Raw genomic sequence first — 20125 nt, forward strand, 5'->3', positions numbered from 1 at the left:
TTGTTGTTGATGATGATCCTGCGGTTCGGAATTTAATCCAACGTTTTCTGAGCAAGCAAAGCTATCAGGTAGAGGCTGCTGAAGATGGTAAGTCCGCACTTGCCCTGTTCGAGCAATTCAATCCCGATTTGGTGATTTTAGATGTAAATCTACCAGACGTGATTGGTTTTAATCTCTGCCAAGAGATGCAAAGCCGCAATGGTGTTTTTGTCCTAATGTTGACGAGTCGTGCCGATGAAGCCGATAAAATTCGCGGTTTCTCCAAAGGTGCTGATGACTATCTAACTAAGCCTTTTGGCTTGGGAGAATTAGAAGTTAGAGTCGCTGCTATCTTAAAGCGGCAGCGAGTGGTTACGACTGCCGAACAAAAGCGACTTGTATTTGAGAAGTTGATGATCGATCCGGTACGACGTGAAGTAACTCTAAATACTCAAGCGGTACTTTTAACGGCTTTGGAATTTGACTTATTACATTTTCTTGCCAGCCATCCCGGTCGTGTTTGGCGTAGAGCCGAACTAATTCAGGAGGTATGGGATTATGAATATGTGGGCGATCAACGGGTTGTTGACGTTCATATCGGTCAAATTCGCAAAAAGATTGAAGTTGATGCTAGCCAGCCAGCATTAATCCAAACTGTACGTGGAGTTGGATATAAATTTGAGTGCCCGGCGGCTCAAGTGCTGTCTGAAAAGTCCGCTATATAAAGCATTGCAGTCGCAATTGTCGTAAATCTGCAATGCTCTATATTGGGTTAATTTCAGAAGGATTTTATTAAAGTCTGTATCTAACTAATTCAGATTCTCCAGTTTATTTTTGCTGCTGTTCTAGCTGGGCTATGATTTTCAGGGTGCTATCTTGTTGACGGGGAATTGAATTTATTAGATATACCTCGCAAATCAACATAATAATCGATCGACTTAGATTTAAAAATAAATAAAAATATAGATGGGGCACTCTGAAGAAAAAAGTGCCCCATTTTGGTTGTTGATTGGTTTACAAGTCACTACAGAGTTTTAGTAAACTAGAGATTAGAAATACTTAATTAGAAAGAAATAGTGAATTAGGAACACTTATATTTACGAGTGTTGAAACAGCGTTTCCAAATAGACACGAGCGCAAGAGCGATCGCTTTCGCCATTTTGAAGCAAAAACAGTGACAAAGCTGCGGTTAGAATTCGGTTTTCGTCCCAGTCAGGATGAGCATCAAGGTAAATCTTGAGGGATTCGTGGAGGGTTTCCGGAATTTCTGTAAATAAGCTAACTGTTGCGTTCATACTAAGGGTCTCCATTGAAGTCCACCAATTTATTGTTCCTGCTTGTAGCCTGTTGTGTGGCAAAATCTAAACCTTCTTTTCTCTAGTTTTTTTTTGCAGCAATCGTAATGACAAATTTACACAGCTACCCAACGGACTAAAAAATGCAAGCCGAATCATTGTGCCGTAAGAGGGGGTATGTTTGTCAATGCTGCGAAATGTTACAAGGGAATGTATAAAAAATAAATATTTACGAAATAATAAGGCTTTGAAGCTTTATTTCTTTACTGTTCTTAATATAAACTCAGTACTTAAAACCAAATATGTAGAAAGGGTAACAAATCCCCAGCGATGTGCAAACAGCTTATTCAGCCGTAAAAAAGCTGTGGAAAACTACGTTCAGCCTGTGGAAATCTTGTGGAATTTGTGAGGAAAATCTAGGTAAATGATAAGAATTACGAAAAGATAATTTTTCTTTAACCTAACCATCGTGAAAATTCAATCCAAAACCCCAGTTTTTCTTTTGATTGTCTGGGGAAGGTGGAAGGGAATAGGAGGAAATCGGTATAGAATTATGCATATTTCTATTTATTAGTAGCACCCTTGCCAATGCCATCTGCATATCTTTTGCTATCTCACGGCAGTCATGATGCGCGTCCGGAAATCGCGATGCAAAAATTGTCGAACTTACTAGAGCATAGGCTGGAGAACTCGCAATTAGAAACTCCAAATACGATAAGTGAAACTATTGTGGGTACGGCATACCTAGAGTTACAGCCGCAGCCATTACACCTACAAATTTGTAAATTTGTCAAGCAGTTTACCCCACAGCAACCCCTACACCTGAAAATTTTGCCTTTGTTTCTGCTGTCTGGAATGCATGTGATGGAAGATATTCCCGCAGAAATTAACTTAGCAAAAAAAATGCTGGGGGAAAATGTCCAGGTGGAATTACAGCCCTATTTGGGAAGTTATCAAGAGTTGGGACAACTGCTTGCAAAACAACTAACTACAACTTCCGCAGAAAAGTATATATTAATGGCACATGGTAGTCGTCGTCCTGGTTTCCAAGTACCGATGGAAAAAGTCATCTCAAATTTGGTAGGATTAAATTTAGATGTGACAACAGCATACTGGGCAGTTCCACCAAGTTTAGAAGATACTGTGGGAGAATTGGTTACGAGCGGATATCGACGAATTGCGATCGCACCATATTTTCTTTTTCCTGGTGGCATTACCGATGCGATCGCAATTGCTGTAGAAAAGCTACAATTACAATTCCCTGGGGTAAGTTTAAATTTAACTGAGCCTTTGGGAACGTCTACGGAATTAGCCGATTTAATTTGGGATTTGTTGCAAAAATGAGTCGCATTGAGGATGAACAGCAAAAGTTGATGGGAAAAGTATATCTTGTCGGCGCGGGACCAGGAGACCCAGGTTTAGTTACAATTAAGGCTAAGGGGTTGCTCGAATGTGCGGATGTTGTTATTTACGATGCTTTGGTAAGTGAACCAGTTTTAGCAATGATTAATCCCTTGGCAGAGAAAATTAATGCAGGGAAAAGGAAAGGGCAGCATTCTTTATTACAGGAAGAGACGACAGAATTACTGTTGGAAAAGGCGCGGGGACATGCCGTTGTCGTACGTTTGAAAGGTGGTGACCCGTTCATTTTCGGACGTGGTGGTGAAGAAATGGAGGAACTCGTTCAAGCTGGGGTGACTGTGGAAGTAGTGCCAGGAATTACATCGGGTATCGCCGCACCTGCCTATGCTGGGATTCCTTTAACCCATCGATTGTATAGTTCATCTGTGACATTTGTAACCGGACATGAAGCAGCAGGGAAATATCGTCCCGCAGTCAACTGGCAAGCTGTTGCCTTGGGTTCGGAGACAATTGTGATTTATATGGGGATTCACAATTTGGGCTATATCGTTGATGAATTGACGAAAGCGGGTTTGAGTACAGAAACACCAATTGCTTTGGTAAGATGGGGTACAAGACCCGAACAGGAAGAGTTGATTGGAGAGTTGGGGACAATAATTGAGGAAGTCGAGAAGGTTGGATTTCGTGCCCCTGCGATCGTTGTTATTGGTTCAGTGGTGAAGATGCATAGTATTCTCAATTAAGAATTACATATACTAAAAACGCTTAAAATCTGGACTTTTTAGTTGTCGAAAACTGATAATCTTAAACCGCTCCGCGTCTATGGGGAGGGGTTCTATATTAGTCAATATTTAAGCCGTTCGCAGTATAATTTGAAGATTTTATTTTCTGGAAGTCCCTTATACCGATTTAATCGAATACCCATTTTTAGACTTGGTGCTGTACGAATTACATATTAATTACTTGGTATAATAGCGTCGTAAAATCACCCAGGAAACCACAGGTGTACCAATCAGAGCAGTCACAGAGTTGAGCGGTAGCACCATCTGGTTTCCTGGCAACACGCACATCAAATCAGCAAACAACGCCATAATTGCCCCCATTATCATCACCGCAGGCACTAAAATACGATGGTCGCAGCTATTAAACATACTCCGGCAAAGATGGGGAACAGCCACACCCAGGAATGCGATCGGACCACAAAAAGCTGTAATTACACCTGCCAAAATTGAAGCACTTGTAATTACCCAAAACCTCGTTCTTTTTAAATTTAAACCCAGCGTCAAAGCATAGGATTCACCCACCAGCAACACATTCAACGGTTTCGACAATACAGCAGCAACCACCAACCCCAATAGCACCACACCCACCAAAACAGGCATTTGCTTCCATGTCACCCCCGCGAAGCTGCCGAAAGTCCATTGCAGATATGCCTGAATTTGTTCGCGATCGCTAAATTGTAACAAAATGCTAACTAATGCACTCGTCGCATATCCAAACAACAACCCCAAAATTAACAATGTCATTGTATCTTGAACCCGACGCGATACAAGTAATACCAACCCAAGCACAGCAGCAGCACCTAAACTCGATGCAATTACCAAACTTAAATCACCAAAAACACCCAAAGTTTGAAAAATTGCCCCGGCACCAACAAAATTTGCCGTCAAAACAACCAAGGCAACACCCAACGAAGCACCCGAACTAATTCCTAACACAAAAGGTCCCGCAAGTGGGTTTCTAAAAATAGTTTGCATCTGCAATCCACTCACACCCAAAGCAGCACCAGCAAGCATAGCAGTTATAGCTTTCGGCAATCTAAACTTAAAAATAATATTCGTCCAACTAACCTTCTCAGCATCCTCACCAAACAAAACCTTAACAACATCACCAATAGGAACTTGCACCGATCCAACAGCAATATCCAACAAAAAAGCTAAAATTAACACCCCAATCAACAACACAAAAAACACGTATTTACTACTTACTAAATATTTTCTACTATCCCTTAATATATTCATATATTATGTATTTCTCTCTGCGTCTCTGCTCGACATTTGTCAAACCTTACTCAACACGACGATAAAAAACCAACTCATGCTGCGGTAAAACCTCCGGGTGAAAAATCTTAATTAAATCCGACAAAACCACATCAGGATTACTAATTCCCCCTTCCCAATAGTCATTACCTCCACCTTTATTTAGACGCAGATTATTATTATAAATATTCCCATTTTTCACTGCTTTAAAATCACCATAACGACTATCTTCAGTTAAAACATCTTTTTTCGACTTCCATTTTTGACTAAAATTCAACCAAAAATCAGCATTTGTTGCCCGTTCGATAATTGCCTCAAACGACAAAGGTAAACTTCCTTTATACTTATCATTACTCCAAAGATAATTTGCCCCCGCATCCTCTAAATACTTCGCAGCATAACTATTCCCACCTGGCATATACCAAGTACCTTTAAAATTAAACCCCACAAATACACTTGGACGTGATTTTACAGCTTTTGCCTTAATTGCGATCGCGTCATATTTCTTTGCTACTTCCCCAAATATTTGTTCTGCTTCTTTCTCCTTATTAAAAAATAAAGCCGTAAATTTCAACCATTCGCTTCTACCCAAAGGTGAATCTTCCATATATTCAGCATTTATTGCCACCTTTAAACCTGCTTCTAACAACTTTGGATAACTATCACTTTCGGCATTTCCAGTTCCATAAGTAGTAATCAAATCTGGGTTAAGTTCTAAAATTTTCTCAACATTGATGCTGCTATTACTTCCAACATTTATAACTTTTCCATCTTTAATTTTTTCTACAACCTTAGAGGTATTGACTATTTTCGTATCACTAACTCCAATTAATTTATCGACTATTCCCAGTTTCGCTAAATGGGGTAGATGGGTAGTAGAAAGGGAAATCACAGAATGAACAGGTACGGTAATTACTTGGGCATTTTGGATATCTTTTGGTGCAGGAGTACCGCACTGAACTAAAATATATTTAAACCCAGTTTTCGCATCTTTCCAAGGATTATTAATTGTAATAACTTTATAGTTTTTATGATATTCCACACCAAAGCCCTTAGCACGGTTAATACTAATCTTATCAGGAAAATAATCACGGTTTGCGTCGTATTGTTGTATGCAAGCTGGATTAATAGCAGATTTATCCTGATTTATTTTGGGACTTTGACAGGCAATAATTAATATAGAAATGATAAATATATTGATAATTAAATTAATTATTTTTGAATGCTGTAATTTGTATATCACCTTGCTTTGCGACCCTTTAATCGTAAACATTTATCAAAGATATAATATATCTGTGAGAGACGAGATATGTCACGTCTCTACAATCGATGAAAACTTGCAACTATACAGGTGGATAAATATATTCTGTCACCTTTTGACCTTGAACTAAATGTTCGCTAATAATTTTTTCTGCAACTTCTGATTTGACCAGAGTATACCAAGTTCTATCATCAGAATAAAAGACAACAGGACCCAATTTACAAACCTGCAAACAGCCAGATGTTCGCACTTCTACATCTAACTTTGCTTTTTCAACTGCCGAAGAAAGTGCATCAAATGTAGGTTGCCATTTCCGTGAAGGATAACAGCGTCCAGAAGTGCAAACAGCTATATAAGAACACTTCAAAGGATTTTTAGTAAAAGGAAGTTGCTTTGTTCCTAATACATAAATATCTCGAAGTTCATTATAAAACTCTAATTTTCCGAAATTAGCTTTACCATCAGGTAATAAATTCTCATCTTCAATATATGGATTCGGTAAAAATATAGTCATTCCTTTTTCACCTGCACCATTCCAAAACTGAATACCCCAGCTTCTGGGTTCTCCTTCGGGATTGATACGTCGATAAAATCCACCTTTATTAATTAATCTTTGTCGTCTCAATTCCGGTGGAGTTTCAGAATTTGGACCACCCAAAGTTTCTTCAATACACAAGTGAAAATGCCAACCTTGAGCAATTACAGTGAGATACCCATCGTAGAGAACGCATTTTTTAGGTGCTGCATGAAATTCTAACTCTAAAACGCTACCTTGTTCCATATGTCCTAACTCAATTTGATGCCAATTCTCTTGAAATAATGTGTAAGCTAAACAAGCAAGTACATCACCTTGGCAATCGAAATATTCATACTCGATTGTCCAACCATTTCCAGTAGACTCAATTGCAGTCTGATTTAATGATTTTACCCAAGGATTAAATATATTCATGACAATATCCTCGCATATTAGGTTAGTTATGGAGACGTTACATATAACGTCTCTACATATTATGATTAGAAATTCGCGCTCAAACCAACTTGGAACACTCTACCTGCATCCGGGAATCCTGGGAATAGCTGATATCTTTGATTAAAGATATTATCTACACTAGCATTAAGTGTAAACTTTTGACTTAGGGGAATTCGAGTTTTTGCATCAAAAGTTGTGTAACCCGCTAATGATTCGGTATTGGTGTTATTCGTTGGATATTTACCAAGGGAATTCATCAATAATCCGAAATACCAACCTTGAGGATTTTCATAGGAAACACCCAAGTTTAGCTTATCTGCACCTGCAAATCTCAATTCTTTGTTGATTTCTGCGGAGTTAGAACTTTTTTTGATACGTGGGTCATTTGCTGTATAATTTACAAAAGCATAGATATTTTTAGCAATTTGTAAATTTAATGCAGCTTCAATTCCTGTTGTTTCCACTAAACCGATATTTTCCCAAGTTCCAGTCACTCCATTAACTGCTGGTCTAATAGATTTGAAAGCAATTACGTCAGATATGTTATTTTGGAAAAAAGTTAAGCGCAACAAACCAATATCCCCTAATTTTTGGTCGATACCAATATCAAAACTATCTCCTTTTTCTGGTTTGAGGTTTGGATTACCAATATTAGTAGGGCTAAGATTAAATAAATTGGCTACCGTTGGAACGCGAAAGTTTTTGATGTAGTTTGCACGTATAGTAGTAGAGTTGCTAATATCCCATTTTGCACCAACTGATGGTGATGTAGCAGAAGCATTTGCTAAAGTATTGAAATCTTGACGCAAACCTAAATTTAATTTGACATTAGGGATAAGACTTGTTTCGTATCTGGCAAAAATAGCACTTTGCCCAATATTATCGTCATAGTTAATCGTGTTAATACCTGTAGAATTTCTGATTGCACTACTAACGACGTTCACATTCCGATAGTCAAAACCATAAACTATGCTGTGATTTTTGCTGAAGTTCCAGCTATGAGTACCTTGAAAACCATAAGAACTTTGCTTTGTCTCAAATCTTCTGTTGAATTGAGGTGGAGTTGTGATGGAGTTAGAGTCAAAACGAGTATTGAGAAAATCGGTATAAAATCTCGCTGTTAGTAGGGAATCATTTCCCCCTCCAAGCTTAGAACTCCAGCTTAAATCACTTAACACTTGGTCTGTATATTTCCGGTTTTTATCCGTCAGAACATTACCAGAACCTTGACCAAATTGTGGTATGAGTATGGGAACTCCTCCTGGTGTTCCTTGGTCTTTTCCTAAGTATTGTGTGGAAAAAGTCAGAGTATTGCGTTTACCTAAATTTCCCTCTAATTTAACGTTAAAGTTATTGAAGAGAGAATCATTATTTTTTCGCGTTCCCCTAAAGTTGGCTTCGGGTATTGAAAAAGGATAATTATATTGAGATTGAGTGCGATTATATCCAACTACCCAACCAATATCCCCAGCTTTTCCACTACTCTGAATAGTTTGTTGATTCAATCCATAAGCACCAATATTCACCTTTGCTTCATTTGTGATTTTATCTGTAGGACGACGGGTGATAATATTAATTACCCCACCGATCGCATCAGAACCATACAGAGTTGAACCACCTCCAGGTAATACCTCAACCCGTTCAATATTATTGGTGGTGAATTCTGACAGATCAAAACCACCACCACCAAGATTATTAACTGGTCTACCATCAAGTAATATCAATACCTGATTAGTATTGGAACCACGAATAAATTGACCACTTAATACATTTGGTTCTGTTCCTACAGTTCCATCACCTAAGATTCCTGTGACAAATTTTAGCGCTTCTCTAACAGTTCTAGTACCCTGCGCTTCCATCTCTTCACCTGTAATCACATAAATTGGACGAGTCGAGTCTTTAACTGTTCCCTCACGACGGAATGGTGAATACACAGGTTCGTTTAATAACTTCTCAATTACTGTGAGTTCAATATCGGGTTCTTTCTCTTTCTCTTCCTGTGATGGAGTCGTATTTTGAGCAATCTCTTCGGTTTTATCTATTGTGACTGAAGTATTTTCAGGTATTACTTCTGCAACTGGTTGTAAATCTTTTGCAATGCCTCGATTATTGGGAAACTCAGATATCTGCGGAATTTCTACTGCTGTAGCTCTGTAACTTCCGGACAATATCCCCAATATTGCTGCCAAACTAGACACAGCAAATTTAATTCCCGATAGGGAATTAAATATATTATTTCTCACCTGTACCTCGCAGATAATTTGTTTTTTGTCGCTATTGGTGGGTGTTCTGACTTAGAGACAAAGATTAAGAAGAAAAAATATGTCTCATCACAGTTGCGGGACAGCGCTGGATTTCCACCAAACTTTCCTCGTTACTTCTAATAAATAATTCTCATTAGAACCAATGTGTTGTTGCAGAATAACACGGATATACTTAGTGATTAATGTCGAAATATTACATTTACTGCTACGATTTCCGCAGAAGGTTTCTAAAGTGAGTGTAAAACCCAACTTAGCAGACTTGATTATCCATTTCGGAAGGCACAATGTATCCATTTTCTCCTCTCCAATACCTTATAAATGACCAAATCAACACAAATATGCACCCACAAAAACTTACATAAGTAATAATATTTATTTGTTTGGCATTGAGTGATTATCATTCTCTTTTAGCTGCTTGTCAATAGTTATCTATTTTTTATAGTGCTGGTGCTACGATACATTATTGGTTTCAATCGGCACAAAACTTGGTTTTGCGATCGCAGGAACAATTTTCTCACAAGCCATCAAAGCACCCGATAAATTCCGTGCGGTTGGTCCGATTTGCAAGGCAGCGAACCCACCCATAATAAATAATTCGCAACCATGCCAACGCAGATATGTATCTAATACTGGTAAACCCTTGATTACGGGAATTGGGTAAGCTGCGAAAACTTCCTCTAATAATGGTTCAGTGGTCACATCAAACTTAGTACCTGTAGATAGCCAAATGCGATTGAACTCATGGATATTCCCATCACTGCATTCCACTAACCAATTATTTCCCAACCACTCAAGCTTCACCACTTGGCAATTTTCATCAATCGTGAGATTGCCATTTCGCACCTCTCGTCGTAGTTGCATACCCATCGCTGGAGTTACCGAACCACCATTACGGGCTTGTTGAATCATGGCAAGGCGTTTTTCTAAGTCTGATTCGGCAAAAAAACCTTTGAGATATTTTGGTCCCAACCAACCCGGTTCGGCATCAAATAGCTTTTCTTGGAGTTGCCTACGAATCATCAAATGGACTTTTGCATCTTTCGATATTGCACCTACTGCTAAATGTCCGCTAGTCAAACCACCACCAACTATCAAGACTTTTTCCCCCGCAAGTTGTAAAGAGCGTAAGTCAATTTTGGAGGAATGACAAAGCCTATCTTGGGGATATTCTGACTCAATCTCTTCAACCCAATTAGGTATTTGTAAGTTAGCGTTACCAGTCGCCAAAACCACTCGTCTTGCTATGGTTGATTGCCCATCATCAAACCACAAGCGAAAGTGATTAGCAACAGGTTGAATTCGAGTTACTGCAAGGGGAATAACTCGGTCATTTAAATCCCATCGGGAAATTACATCCGCACATAAATCTTCAAATAACTTAGTTCCGGGCAAGTCGTAGGGAGGAAACAGTTCGCTTGAGCGAGATTCGGCAAATTTTCTTAAGGCAAAACGATTTGGATCGGGATGATGTACCGCAGGCGATCGCAAATGAGGTATGTTAAAGGCTGCAAATTGCTGTTGCCAGCGACTCATCCATTTACCACTGGGGTCAAATACTACAAACCTGCCCCGGATTTTCGGATGTTTTTTTAATAAATGGGTGACTAATGTGAGAGCATGGGGACCTGCTCCAATAACCGCTAGGTTGATTTTATCGGGTAATTGTAGCCCTACAGTTTCCATACAAATAAATCATAATTACAATCATTATCATAATAACGCGATACTTCTTTATGAGTCCTCAGAGGCGAAATTATACCAGATTCGAGGATGTGAAAATAATCAAAAAAAAGGGGCAACTCTAAATAAAGTTACCCAAACAAATTTTGGTGAGAGGAAAATTGTTACTTGTGCAGCATCAGTGCAACTTCCTTGGCAAAGTAAGTTAAAATTAAATCTGCACCTGCCCGCTTCATACTGAGTAAAGTCTCTAAAATCACCTTTTTCTCATCAATCCAACCATTCTGAGCAGCAGCTTTAATCATGGAGTACTCACCACTAACGTTGTATGCCGCAACAGGAACATTAGTATAATTTTTAACTTGGTAGATAATATCTAAATATGCCAAAGCAGGTTTAACCATAACAATATCTGCACCCTCAGCAATATCTAGCGCGACTTCCTTGATGGCTTCCCTACTGTTAGCTGCATCCATTTGATAGGTTTTCTTATCGCCAAATTTTGGTGCAGAATCCAAAGCATCGCGGAATGGTCCATAGTAGGCAGAGGCATATTTAGCAGAGTATGCCAGAATCCGGGTATCAATGTAGCCTGCGGTATCCAGAGCTTGACGAATCGCCCCGATTCTACCATCCATCATGTCAGAAGGTGCGACCATATCTGAACCAGCTTCGGCTTGGGAAAGGGACATTTTTACCAATACTTCCACCGTCTGGTCATTTAAAATTACTCCATTTTCATCAACAATACCATCGTGACAGTGGGTAGTAAAAGGGTCAAGGGCGACATCGGTAATTACTAGTATTCTCGGTACAGCTTGCTTGATTGCTTTAACTGTGCGCTGCACTAATCCATCTGGGTTATAGCTTTCGCTACCAGTATCGTCTTTGAGATTTTCAGGAATGACGGGGAATAATGCGATCGCACCAATTCCTAAACTATAGATTTCGGCAATTTCCTCTACAAGCAAGTCTAAGGTAAATCGGTAACATCCCGGCATTGAAGAGATTTCAACCTTCTGCCCTTCACCTGACATCACAAACATGGGATAAATAAGGTCATCGACGGTGAGGGTATTTTCCCGTACCATCCGACGTAGGGTTTCGGTACGACGCAAACGACGAGGACGATTTGTTATGGTGGCAGTGGTGGAATTTTCTGATGACATATTTCTATTCTCAATCAAAATATACGTGTTTCTGAAGGCTGAGTGGTTAAGTTGCGATATGCCTCCGGCATTAAGCTCCGCTTATCGCTTTATTTCTTGCTAATTCCGTCGATTACTCTTGAATTAAGTAAAATTACTCCTAATGTAAAACGAGACTGTTCATCGGCACACTGTTAAAAAAGCAACTTCTTACACCAGTATGACAAGCAATATCGCCAACTTGCTCAATTTTTAAAAGGATAGTATCGCGATCGCAATCATAAAGTAGTTCTTTCACCTTTTGAATATGTCCACTCGTAGCTCCTTTATGCCATAATTCGCCACGGGAGCGACTCCAATAATGAGCTTCGGTAGTTTCCAATGTGCGATGAATTGATTCTCGATTCATCCATGCCATCATCAGGATACTACCATCTTGAAAATCTTGAGCGATCGCTGGAATTAAGCCGTTATTATTAAACTTTAGCTGTTCAATCCACAATAGATTTTGATTCATCAAAAATCTCACTTCTTAAAACTATTAAACTGAAAATTATTAAGTAAATTTTCCTTTTTTATACAAGCAAAGTGAAGATGTAAAAACTCCACTTTGCTCAAATCAAATTATGAGTGAAAACCTGGACTATGACGGATTAAATTCATAAATTCCTCACGAGTACGTACATCTTCTGAAAACACACCCCGCATTGCACTTGTGACAGTCCAAGAACCAGGTTTCTGGATACCACGCATTACCATACACATGTGGGTTGCTTCTATGACTACTGCAACACCTTGAGGTTTGAGTAAACCTTGCAATGCATCAGCAATTTGCAATGTCAATCTTTCTTGTACTTGTAAACGTTGTGCATACATTTCACAAATACGAGCAATTTTTGATAATCCGATAACCTTTCCATTAGGAATATAGGCAACATGAGCGCGACCAATTATTGGTAATATATGGTGTTCGCAGGAACTAAAAATATCTATGTCCCTGATTAAAACCATTTCATTCGCATCTTCTGTGAAAACTGCACCATTTAACAGTTCATCCAGGGATTGATGATAGCCCTTAGTCAGAAATTGTAAGGCTTTCATTACCCTTTTAGGAGTATCTTTCAAACCTTCTCTATCTGGATTTTCTCCTAACCCAATCAACAAGGTTCGCACAGCTTGCATCATTTCTGCTTCTGTGACTTTCTGTTTTGCCTCAGTCTTGATAGATGCAATCATTTTTTCCGCAGAATCGGACTCTGGACGATACGATAAAGTCATTTTTTGTTTTAATAATTGTGGATTTTGAGGAGTTCTTTTTATTAAGTACAGGTTAGTTATTTTCTCTTGTAACCTGTATTTAATACTTTTTGATTATACCAAACATTCGTTTAATAAAGAATGCATTTTTTTAGTATCTAGATGTCTACCAATGAAAACAACTTCATTTTTTGGAGATTTTTTCCACTCATCTGCATTCAATTGATAGCGGGGACCACTGAGTTGAAAAACATGTCGCATGGGACTATCACTAAACCACAAAATTCCCTTAGCTCGAAACACATCTTTTGACATTTCTTCAGTCAAAAAATTCTCAAATTTATGAACATCAAATGGTTTATCAACTTGGAAAGATACTGATACGAATCCATCATTTACTAAATGTTCTGAATGATGGTCATGATGTTCGTGATTATGAGCATTTTCGTGATGTTCATGATTGTGAGTATGGTCATGATGTTCATGGTGGTTATGTTCCTCTTTCTGAGGAGTGTATACATCTTTAGGAGTTAACCCCACACCTAAAATTAATGGTAATGCGACTTTCCCGTGGGTAGTATGTAAAATCCTTGCGTCAACTTTGACATCATGAACAAAATCTTCTAATTCTTGAAGTTTTTCTGGTGTCGCAAGGTCAGTTTTATTAAGGATAACAATATCCCCGTAGGTAATTTGTTTGAATGCAGCTTCACTTTGAAAATGTTCTGCGTCGAAGGATTCAGCATCAACTACAGTTAAGATAGAATCCAAATTTGTAAAGTCTCTAAGTTCTGTACCTAAAAAAGTCAAAATAATTGGTAATGGGTCAGCAACACCTGTAGTTTCAATCACCATATAATCGATACGATCTTCCCGTTCTAAGACTCGATAAACTGCATCAACTAATCCATCATTGATGGTGCAGCAAATACAGCCATTACTTAATTCCACCATATCTTCATCGGTAGAAACCAGCAATTGACTATCAATATTAATATCCCCAAATTCATTAACAAGAACAGCAACTTTTAAATCTTGTTTGTTTTGGAGAATTTGATTGAGCAATGTGGTTTTACCACTACCTAAAAAGCCAGTGATGATAGTAACAGGCATTCCCACTTTCGGGATATCAAGTGTTTCCAAATTAGCTTGTTTTTGGTTTGTTGTGTAAGTCATGGTTTATCCTTGATTAACTCAAATATGGTTCGTCAAATTGTACATCAGATGAAAGAAAATGTTATGCGATCGCTTAAATTCAACAATTATTAAATTATCTTATTCAAGCAATAGTTTATTTGATTTTAAATCAACTTTTGGGAGGGGGTGGAATCCGTGCCAAAATACCTTTTTGTAAGATTTCTGGTCGCTCTTGTCGTGGCACAATACCATTAGTACTTGCATAGTATTGCTCGCACAATTGGAGAATTGCTGCTGCACTTTCTAGAGGTGGTAAATCGCCAAACATCAAACTAGTCTTGTTCGCTGCGGTAAATGCAACGGTACAAGGTCTTTTACAAGCACTTAAACAATCTAATTCCTCAATCACAAATTCAGATTTTAATCGCCAATTTTCAGATAATTTTGATAACTGGTTAAACAAATACTTACCACCTCTTTCTCCCATATAGTCACGTTGAGTCGGAGAAAAATTACAAGATTTGCACACAAATAAAGCATGTTTAGTCATAGTGTTGCCTAGCCCAAAGAAATTACAAAGAACTCTTCTTTTCAATTGCTTGTTGCATTCTCTCTTGTAGTTCGGTAAGATTAATTACTCCCAAATCACCCCCCTTTCTGGTTCTAATACTTAAAGTGTGGGTTTCCACTTCTTTCTTCCCAATCACAGCAACAACCGGAATTTTTTCTAATTCTGCCGTGCGAATTATTTTACCTAAACGTTCCCCACTATTATCAATTTCTGCCCGAAAACCAGCTTTTTTCAAAGTATTTACTACTAACAAGGCATAATCTTGAACTTCTTCACTTACAGGTAATAATCGCACTTGTATTGGTGCTAACCATAAAGGAAAATCACCTGCATAATTTTCAATCAAAATCCCAAAAAAACGTTCCAAAGAACCAAAAATTGCCCGATGAATCATAATCGGTCGTTTTCTCGTATTATCAGCCGCAACATACTCCATATCAAAACGTTCGGGTAAGTTAAAATCTACCTGAATAGTGGAACATTGCCACAAACGACCAATTGCATCTTTGATTTTAATATCAATTTTTGGACCGTAGAAAGCACCTCCACCTTCATCAACAATATAATTCCAACCCTTGGTATTTAATGCTTCAATTAAAGCAGTTGTCGCCAATTCCCAAACTTCATTTTCTCCCACCGATTTTTCTGGACGAGTAGAAAGATTTACCTCATAATCTTTAAATCCAAAATCAGATAAAATATGTTCTGTGAGATTTAAAACCCTCAATATTTCATCAGCTATTTGGTTAGGTAAACAAAAAATGTGAGCATCATCTTGGGTAAACCCCCTAACTCGCATTAACCCATGTAATGCCCCCGAACGTTCATAGCGGTACACAGTCCCTAACTCTGCCCAACGTAAAGGTAATTCTCGGTAAGAATGCAGTTCATTTTTATAAGTCAAAACATGAAATGGACAGTTCATCGGCTTAATTTGATAAGCCTGATTTTCAACCTCCATCGAGTCAAACATACTCTCTCGGTAAAAATCAAAATGTCCGGATGTTTTCCATAAATCCAAATTAGCTACATGGGGAGTATAGAGTAATTCATAACCTGATTCTAAATGAGCTTTTCGCCAATAATCTTCAATGATATAGCGAATTTTAGCCCCCCGTGGATGCCAAAATACTAAACCACCACCAGCAGAATCTTGAATGCTAAAAAGTTTTAAAACAGTCCCTAGTTTACGATGATCGCGTTTGAGTGCTTCTTCCTTTTGCTTTAGGTATATCTGCAATTGCTCCGGCATTTCCCAAGCTGTCCCATAGATACGTTGCAGCATCGGTTTCGTTTCATCCCCATGCCAATATGCACCTGCAATACTTTCCAAAGCAAAACTATCAGGATGAATTTCACCCGCAAAATTTAGATGGGGACCAGCACACAAATCCCACCAGTAAATTTTGGGAGGAATCACTACAGGTTCCAACAAAGAGGGTTCTATCTGAGCAGTAGGGTCTGTTATTTTTCCAACATCGGGACTACCTATAAAGTAACGGGTGATAATTTCCCCTTCAGGAATACTGTCGAGAATTTCGAGTTTATAAGGTTCCCCCAACTCCACAATCTCGGCTTTAATTTCCTCTCTGTCTACTACTTCCTGGATAATTGGTAAATTGGCTTTAATAATTCGCCGCATTTCCTTAGTAATTTTGGGCAAATTCTCAGGGGTAAAGTTGATAGGTGTATCAAAATCGTAGAAAAAACCTGTTTCCGTCACCGGACCGATCGCAACTTTTGTACCCGGATACAGCTTTTGCACCACCATAGCCATAATATGGGCACAGGTATGGCGAATTCGTTGCAGTTTATCGTTATCCTTTTGGTTCAAGCTTTGACTGGACTGGGTTAGGGAACTGACCATACTAGTAAGTAATGAGAATCGTTTCTATGATAGCGTCAAAATAGTTTTTTTGATACGGTTCAAATAAATCTGAATTTTGCAATTGCGATCGCAGCTATTCCCGGATTTCTCAGCATATCTCTCAAACACTTCTAGAATCTAGATTTATAGCCTCATCGCAGGTATTGCAACTAGTGCGATCGCAATTATTTTTGTGAGAATAGTTATTGGTATTTTTAACTACTTATGTTGCTCAAGCTGAAAATACCATTACTTTTGCAAATTTGATTTTAGCAACCAGAATAGCGATCGCAAATTTTATAACTACTCTTGAAATAAAAACTATCAAGCTGCCATAATTGCACATCTAGAATTTGCATTGATATCATGTTAATAGGAAGTCAGCAAGCATTGCTCTTACCTTTTGGATTAACAGTTTAAAAGCTTATTGTTGTAATGATACCAGCAGAAAATGCGCGTCTCCCTATTTGTGAACTAGAAGCAACGACAGAATGGTTAACATCTGAAACTATTCAGTACGTTGTTGAGTGCATCAACGACTGCGAAAATGTGCAAATGCTTGCTCATCTACGATACATGTTTCCGCGAACCGTTTTAACAGAGGCATCTCGATATATTAAAGGACAACAACGTCAAAATTTAAGACTGTGGCTAACTCAACTCAATAATCAGTAGTCAGAAGGCAGTGGGCAGTGGGCAGTGGGCAGTGGGCAGTGGGCAGTGGGCAGTAGGCAGTGGGCAGTAGGCAATAATCAGTAGGCAGTAGGAATATTCTATAAGCTTTTCAGGCATTTTAGTAGATTTATTTGCGTGGTGCTGTACTAGCTTAATTTTTCCATCAAAATCGCGATCGCACTATCTATATCGGCAACCTTTTCCCCTGGTGGCATTTTTGGACGTTTCACCATGACTACTTTTATACCCAATTCCCTGGCTGCTATTATCTTGGGATATGTGGCATTTCCACCGCTATTTTTACTCACAATAGTATGGATTTTGTACTTTTGTAAAATTTCCCTTTCGTTATCTAGAGAAAAAGGACCGCGATCGCACAATATTTCTCCTTGGGGTACAATTGCATCATCTGTTGGTGGGTCAATCATTCGCATCAAAAACCAAATATGATGTAGATGGGCAAAGGCTGTTAATTCCTGTCTCCCAATTGTCAAAAATACCCTCTCTGTTTGATTTTCTAAGGATGTGGCAGCAGCTTCAATGCTTTCAACTTCTAACCAGTTATCTCCTTCTACTCGTTCCCAAGCTGGACGTACTAACATTAAGTATGGAATGCCGATTTTATTTGCAGAATTGGTAGCATTCTCAGATATCTGTGCTGCGAATGGATGGGTGGCATCAATTAACACATCAATTTGCATTTGACGCAAGTACTCAACTAATCCAGTTTCACCACCAAATCCACCAATGCGAAATTCCCCTGTAGGTATGATTGGTTGACGGGTACGACCTGCTAATGATGTAATTATTTCTACATCAGGAATCTTTGTTGTTTGAGCCGCTAATGTATAAGCATCAGTAGTTCCGCCAAGAATTAGAACTCGTTGCATACGTGATTACACTGTTTCAGATTTTGATTCGGGTTTCCGACTGCGCTGTTCGATATCTTCGAGTGTTTGTAAAACCAAACGTCTTGCTTGTAGCTTCCAGCCCAATTTTTGTAAGTAGATAGCGATTCCAGTACCAGAGATAGTCGCGACAAAATCCAAGGGTTGCATAAAAGAAATACCAAACAGTAATCCTAATCCCGCAATACCCCAAAAAGGGAGTGCAACAGTCTGACGCTGCTTTTCTACAAGCTGACTGATAAAATCCGTGGGCATTTCTGCAAGTAATGTGGTTTTAACTTCCTGTTGCTCCTTTGCAGAGACAGAAAGACCAATTTTTTGTCGGAGTTTTTCAATTTTTCGAGCATCGGTACTGTATTGTGTTAGTTCATCCTCAGCCATGAGAATCAAGCGATCGTATTGTGCCATTAAATTAGAATAAGTAGCTAACAAAGTTTATTTTAAGGCAAATAGTCGCAATGTTATTTGTCAGTTTTTTTGTTGCGATCGCGAAAAAGCAAATACCATACAACTACGTAATGTCTGATGACAATAAGCTGCTACGCAGCTAAATTTAATAAATAGCATTTCCCTTATTTTTAATCTTGCGCTCCCATTTAATAATAAGACCACCTTCATTTAGCAATTTATTTAACAACTCTTCTAACTGTGATACTGACTCGAATAATCTATGAGCTATATATTCTTTTGCAGAATGCCAAACTAATTCAATCAAGTTATAATCTGGACTATACTCTGGTAAAAATTCCAGGATAATATTTGGCATTTCTGCCTCAATCTTTTCTAAAATATCTTTTCTTTTATGGAAGCTCGCATTATCTAATATAATAACTATTTTTGCTGAATCATCATTAAAATTATCAATTAATTTTCCTTGACTTATCCATTCTTCTAATAAAAAATTATTCAAGGATTTAATCTGTTCATAAAATACATCTGCGTTTCCTTGCTTTATAACAAAATTTAGTCTCTTTTTGTCATGATAACGTAAACCTCCCATAATATTTACTCGTCCTTTTCTTATGCAGCCCGGTAACTTTTTTTCTTTTACCTTTCTGACCCCAATTTTTTCTTCTTATCACTCTTAAACTAAATCCGCTTTCATCCCAAAACCATACCTGTAAACGTTCTGGTGTTTCTCTTGTTATCCTTAAATATTCCAACAATTTTTCTTTAAATACCTTACGTTTCTCTGGATTTTGTTTGTCTTCCAGGCTGTATTTTGCCCAAATATAAACGTACTTTTTTCGCTCTAATATTCTCCTAACTTGAGAAGCACTTAACTTAATTCCTGTGATTTCTTCGAGATATTTTGCTAGTCTTGCTGCTGTCCATCTCCCAAATTCATATCCATATTCTTCTGGGTCTTTTTCAATTATTTCTAATAATAAACCTTCATATTCTTTAGTGACTTTACGGAAATTTCCTTCTCTTCTTCCATCTAAAAAACTTTCTATATTATCTGGATCACCGTGAACTGCCCAATACGCGACTGTTGGATATGAAACATCTAAAAAATCACTAATATTTTGATAAGTTTTTCCATCGTTCATCAACAATAGAATCAAAATTTTCTCTCTTACATATGGATTCTCATGTTCTTTTAGCGTTTTCAATAGATATTCTTTCTGCTCTTGAGAAAGATGGTTTTTTGCTGGCATATGGCTGATAAAAGCTTAGTTACTTAATTCCCTATTATACAATTAAGCTGC

The 20125-nt window shown here is 38.2% G+C and carries 18 protein-coding genes, 1 pseudogene and 1 riboswitch; of the genes and pseudogenes, 4 read left to right on the forward strand and 15 right to left on the reverse strand.

The window, feature by feature from the left end:
- The coding region (locus tag CK510_RS07655; RefSeq protein ID WP_095721139.1) for a response regulator transcription factor at positions 1 to 704 on the forward strand (704 nt) is incomplete at its 5' end.
- A gap of 372 nt (positions 705 to 1076) precedes the next feature.
- Here the strand turns inward: CK510_RS07655 and CK510_RS07660 are convergent.
- Positions 1077 to 1274: a DUF2811 domain-containing protein gene (locus CK510_RS07660; RefSeq protein ID WP_095721140.1), complete on the reverse strand. Its 198-nt coding sequence runs from the start codon at positions 1272 to 1274 to the stop codon at positions 1077 to 1079.
- Between the two features lie 588 nt (positions 1275 to 1862).
- Between CK510_RS07660 and CK510_RS07665 the strand changes: the two genes are divergently transcribed.
- Entirely contained in the window at positions 1863 to 2618 is a 756-nt protein-coding gene (locus CK510_RS07665; RefSeq protein WP_095721141.1) for a sirohydrochlorin chelatase, read from the forward strand.
- Entirely contained in the window at positions 2615 to 3379 is a 765-nt protein-coding gene (gene cobA / locus CK510_RS07670) for a uroporphyrinogen-III C-methyltransferase (protein WP_095721142.1), read from the forward strand. The genes CK510_RS07665 and cobA overlap by 4 nt, the downstream gene beginning before the upstream one ends.
- 216 nt (positions 3380 to 3595) lie before the next feature.
- Here the strand turns inward: cobA and CK510_RS07675 are convergent, their stop codons facing one another.
- The 11 genes from CK510_RS07675 to thrS form a co-directional block, all read right to left on the reverse strand.
- Positions 3596 to 4657: an iron chelate uptake ABC transporter family permease subunit gene (locus CK510_RS07675; RefSeq protein WP_095721143.1), complete on the reverse strand. Its 1062-nt coding sequence runs from the start codon at positions 4655 to 4657 to the stop codon at positions 3596 to 3598.
- A gap of 46 nt (positions 4658 to 4703) precedes the next feature.
- Positions 4704 to 5915 carry an ABC transporter substrate-binding protein gene (locus CK510_RS07680; RefSeq protein ID WP_373695787.1) on the reverse strand — a complete coding sequence of 404 codons (1212 nt, stop codon included), beginning with the start codon at positions 5913 to 5915 and terminating at the stop codon, positions 4704 to 4706.
- Between the two features lie 103 nt (positions 5916 to 6018).
- Entirely contained in the window at positions 6019 to 6885 is an 867-nt protein-coding gene (locus CK510_RS07685) for a (2Fe-2S) ferredoxin domain-containing protein (RefSeq protein WP_095721145.1), read from the reverse strand.
- Between the two features lie 65 nt (positions 6886 to 6950).
- Positions 6951 to 9149: a TonB-dependent receptor gene (locus CK510_RS07690; protein ID WP_095721156.1), complete on the reverse strand. Its 2199-nt coding sequence runs from the start codon at positions 9147 to 9149 to the stop codon at positions 6951 to 6953.
- Between the two features lie 19 nt (positions 9150 to 9168).
- Positions 9169 to 9329, reverse strand: a riboswitch (cobalamin riboswitch).
- Between the two features lie 291 nt (positions 9330 to 9620).
- Entirely contained in the window at positions 9621 to 10853 is a 1233-nt protein-coding gene (locus CK510_RS07695) for an FAD/NAD(P)-binding protein (RefSeq protein ID WP_095721146.1), read from the reverse strand.
- Between the two features lie 161 nt (positions 10854 to 11014).
- Positions 11015 to 12019 carry a porphobilinogen synthase gene (gene hemB, locus CK510_RS07700; RefSeq protein ID WP_095721147.1) on the reverse strand — a complete coding sequence of 335 codons (1005 nt, stop codon included), beginning with the start codon at positions 12017 to 12019 and terminating at the stop codon, positions 11015 to 11017.
- 139 nt (positions 12020 to 12158) lie between these two features.
- A complete protein-coding gene (gene hisI, locus CK510_RS07705; RefSeq protein ID WP_095721148.1) occupies positions 12159 to 12515 on the reverse strand; it encodes a phosphoribosyl-AMP cyclohydrolase in 357 nt (118 codons plus the stop codon).
- Between the two features lie 107 nt (positions 12516 to 12622).
- Entirely contained in the window at positions 12623 to 13276 is a 654-nt protein-coding gene (gene folE, locus CK510_RS07710) for a GTP cyclohydrolase I FolE (RefSeq protein WP_095721149.1), read from the reverse strand.
- 93 nt (positions 13277 to 13369) lie between these two features.
- Positions 13370 to 14431 carry a CobW family GTP-binding protein gene (locus tag CK510_RS07715; protein WP_095721150.1) on the reverse strand — a complete coding sequence of 354 codons (1062 nt, stop codon included), beginning with the start codon at positions 14429 to 14431 and terminating at the stop codon, positions 13370 to 13372.
- 130 nt (positions 14432 to 14561) lie between these two features.
- Positions 14562 to 14942 (reverse strand): DUF1636 family protein, encoded by a 381-nt coding sequence (locus tag CK510_RS07720; RefSeq protein WP_095721151.1) that lies wholly within the window; start codon positions 14940 to 14942, stop codon positions 14562 to 14564.
- Positions 14943 to 14964: 22 nt separating this feature from the next.
- Positions 14965 to 16830, reverse strand: coding sequence for a threonine--tRNA ligase (gene thrS / locus CK510_RS07725; protein WP_095721152.1), 1866 nt, complete (start codon positions 16828 to 16830; stop codon positions 14965 to 14967).
- 435 nt (positions 16831 to 17265) lie between these two features.
- Here thrS and CK510_RS07730 point away from each other — a divergent pair, with 435 nt between their 5' ends.
- Positions 17266 to 17505, forward strand: coding sequence for a hypothetical protein (locus CK510_RS07730; RefSeq protein WP_095721153.1), 240 nt, complete (start codon positions 17266 to 17268; stop codon positions 17503 to 17505).
- A gap of 146 nt (positions 17506 to 17651) precedes the next feature.
- Here the strand turns inward: CK510_RS07730 and CK510_RS07735 are convergent, their stop codons facing one another.
- From CK510_RS07735 to CK510_RS07745, 3 genes and pseudogenes are all read right to left on the reverse strand, one after another.
- On the reverse strand, positions 17652 to 18395 hold the full coding sequence (locus CK510_RS07735) for a cobalt-precorrin-6A reductase (RefSeq protein WP_095721154.1): 744 nt from the start codon (positions 18393 to 18395) through the stop codon (positions 17652 to 17654).
- A gap of 6 nt (positions 18396 to 18401) precedes the next feature.
- Positions 18402 to 18821, reverse strand: coding sequence for a hypothetical protein (locus CK510_RS07740; RefSeq protein WP_095721155.1), 420 nt, complete (start codon positions 18819 to 18821; stop codon positions 18402 to 18404).
- Between the two features lie 145 nt (positions 18822 to 18966).
- Positions 18967 to 20074 (reverse strand): annotated as a pseudogene (locus tag CK510_RS07745) (IS630 family transposase).
- Between the last annotated feature and the right edge of the window lie 51 nt (positions 20075 to 20125).

The sequence above is a fragment of the Brunnivagina elsteri CCALA 953 genome (assembly GCF_002289455.1).
Classification (GTDB): domain Bacteria; phylum Cyanobacteriota; class Cyanobacteriia; order Cyanobacteriales; family Nostocaceae; genus Brunnivagina; species Brunnivagina elsteri.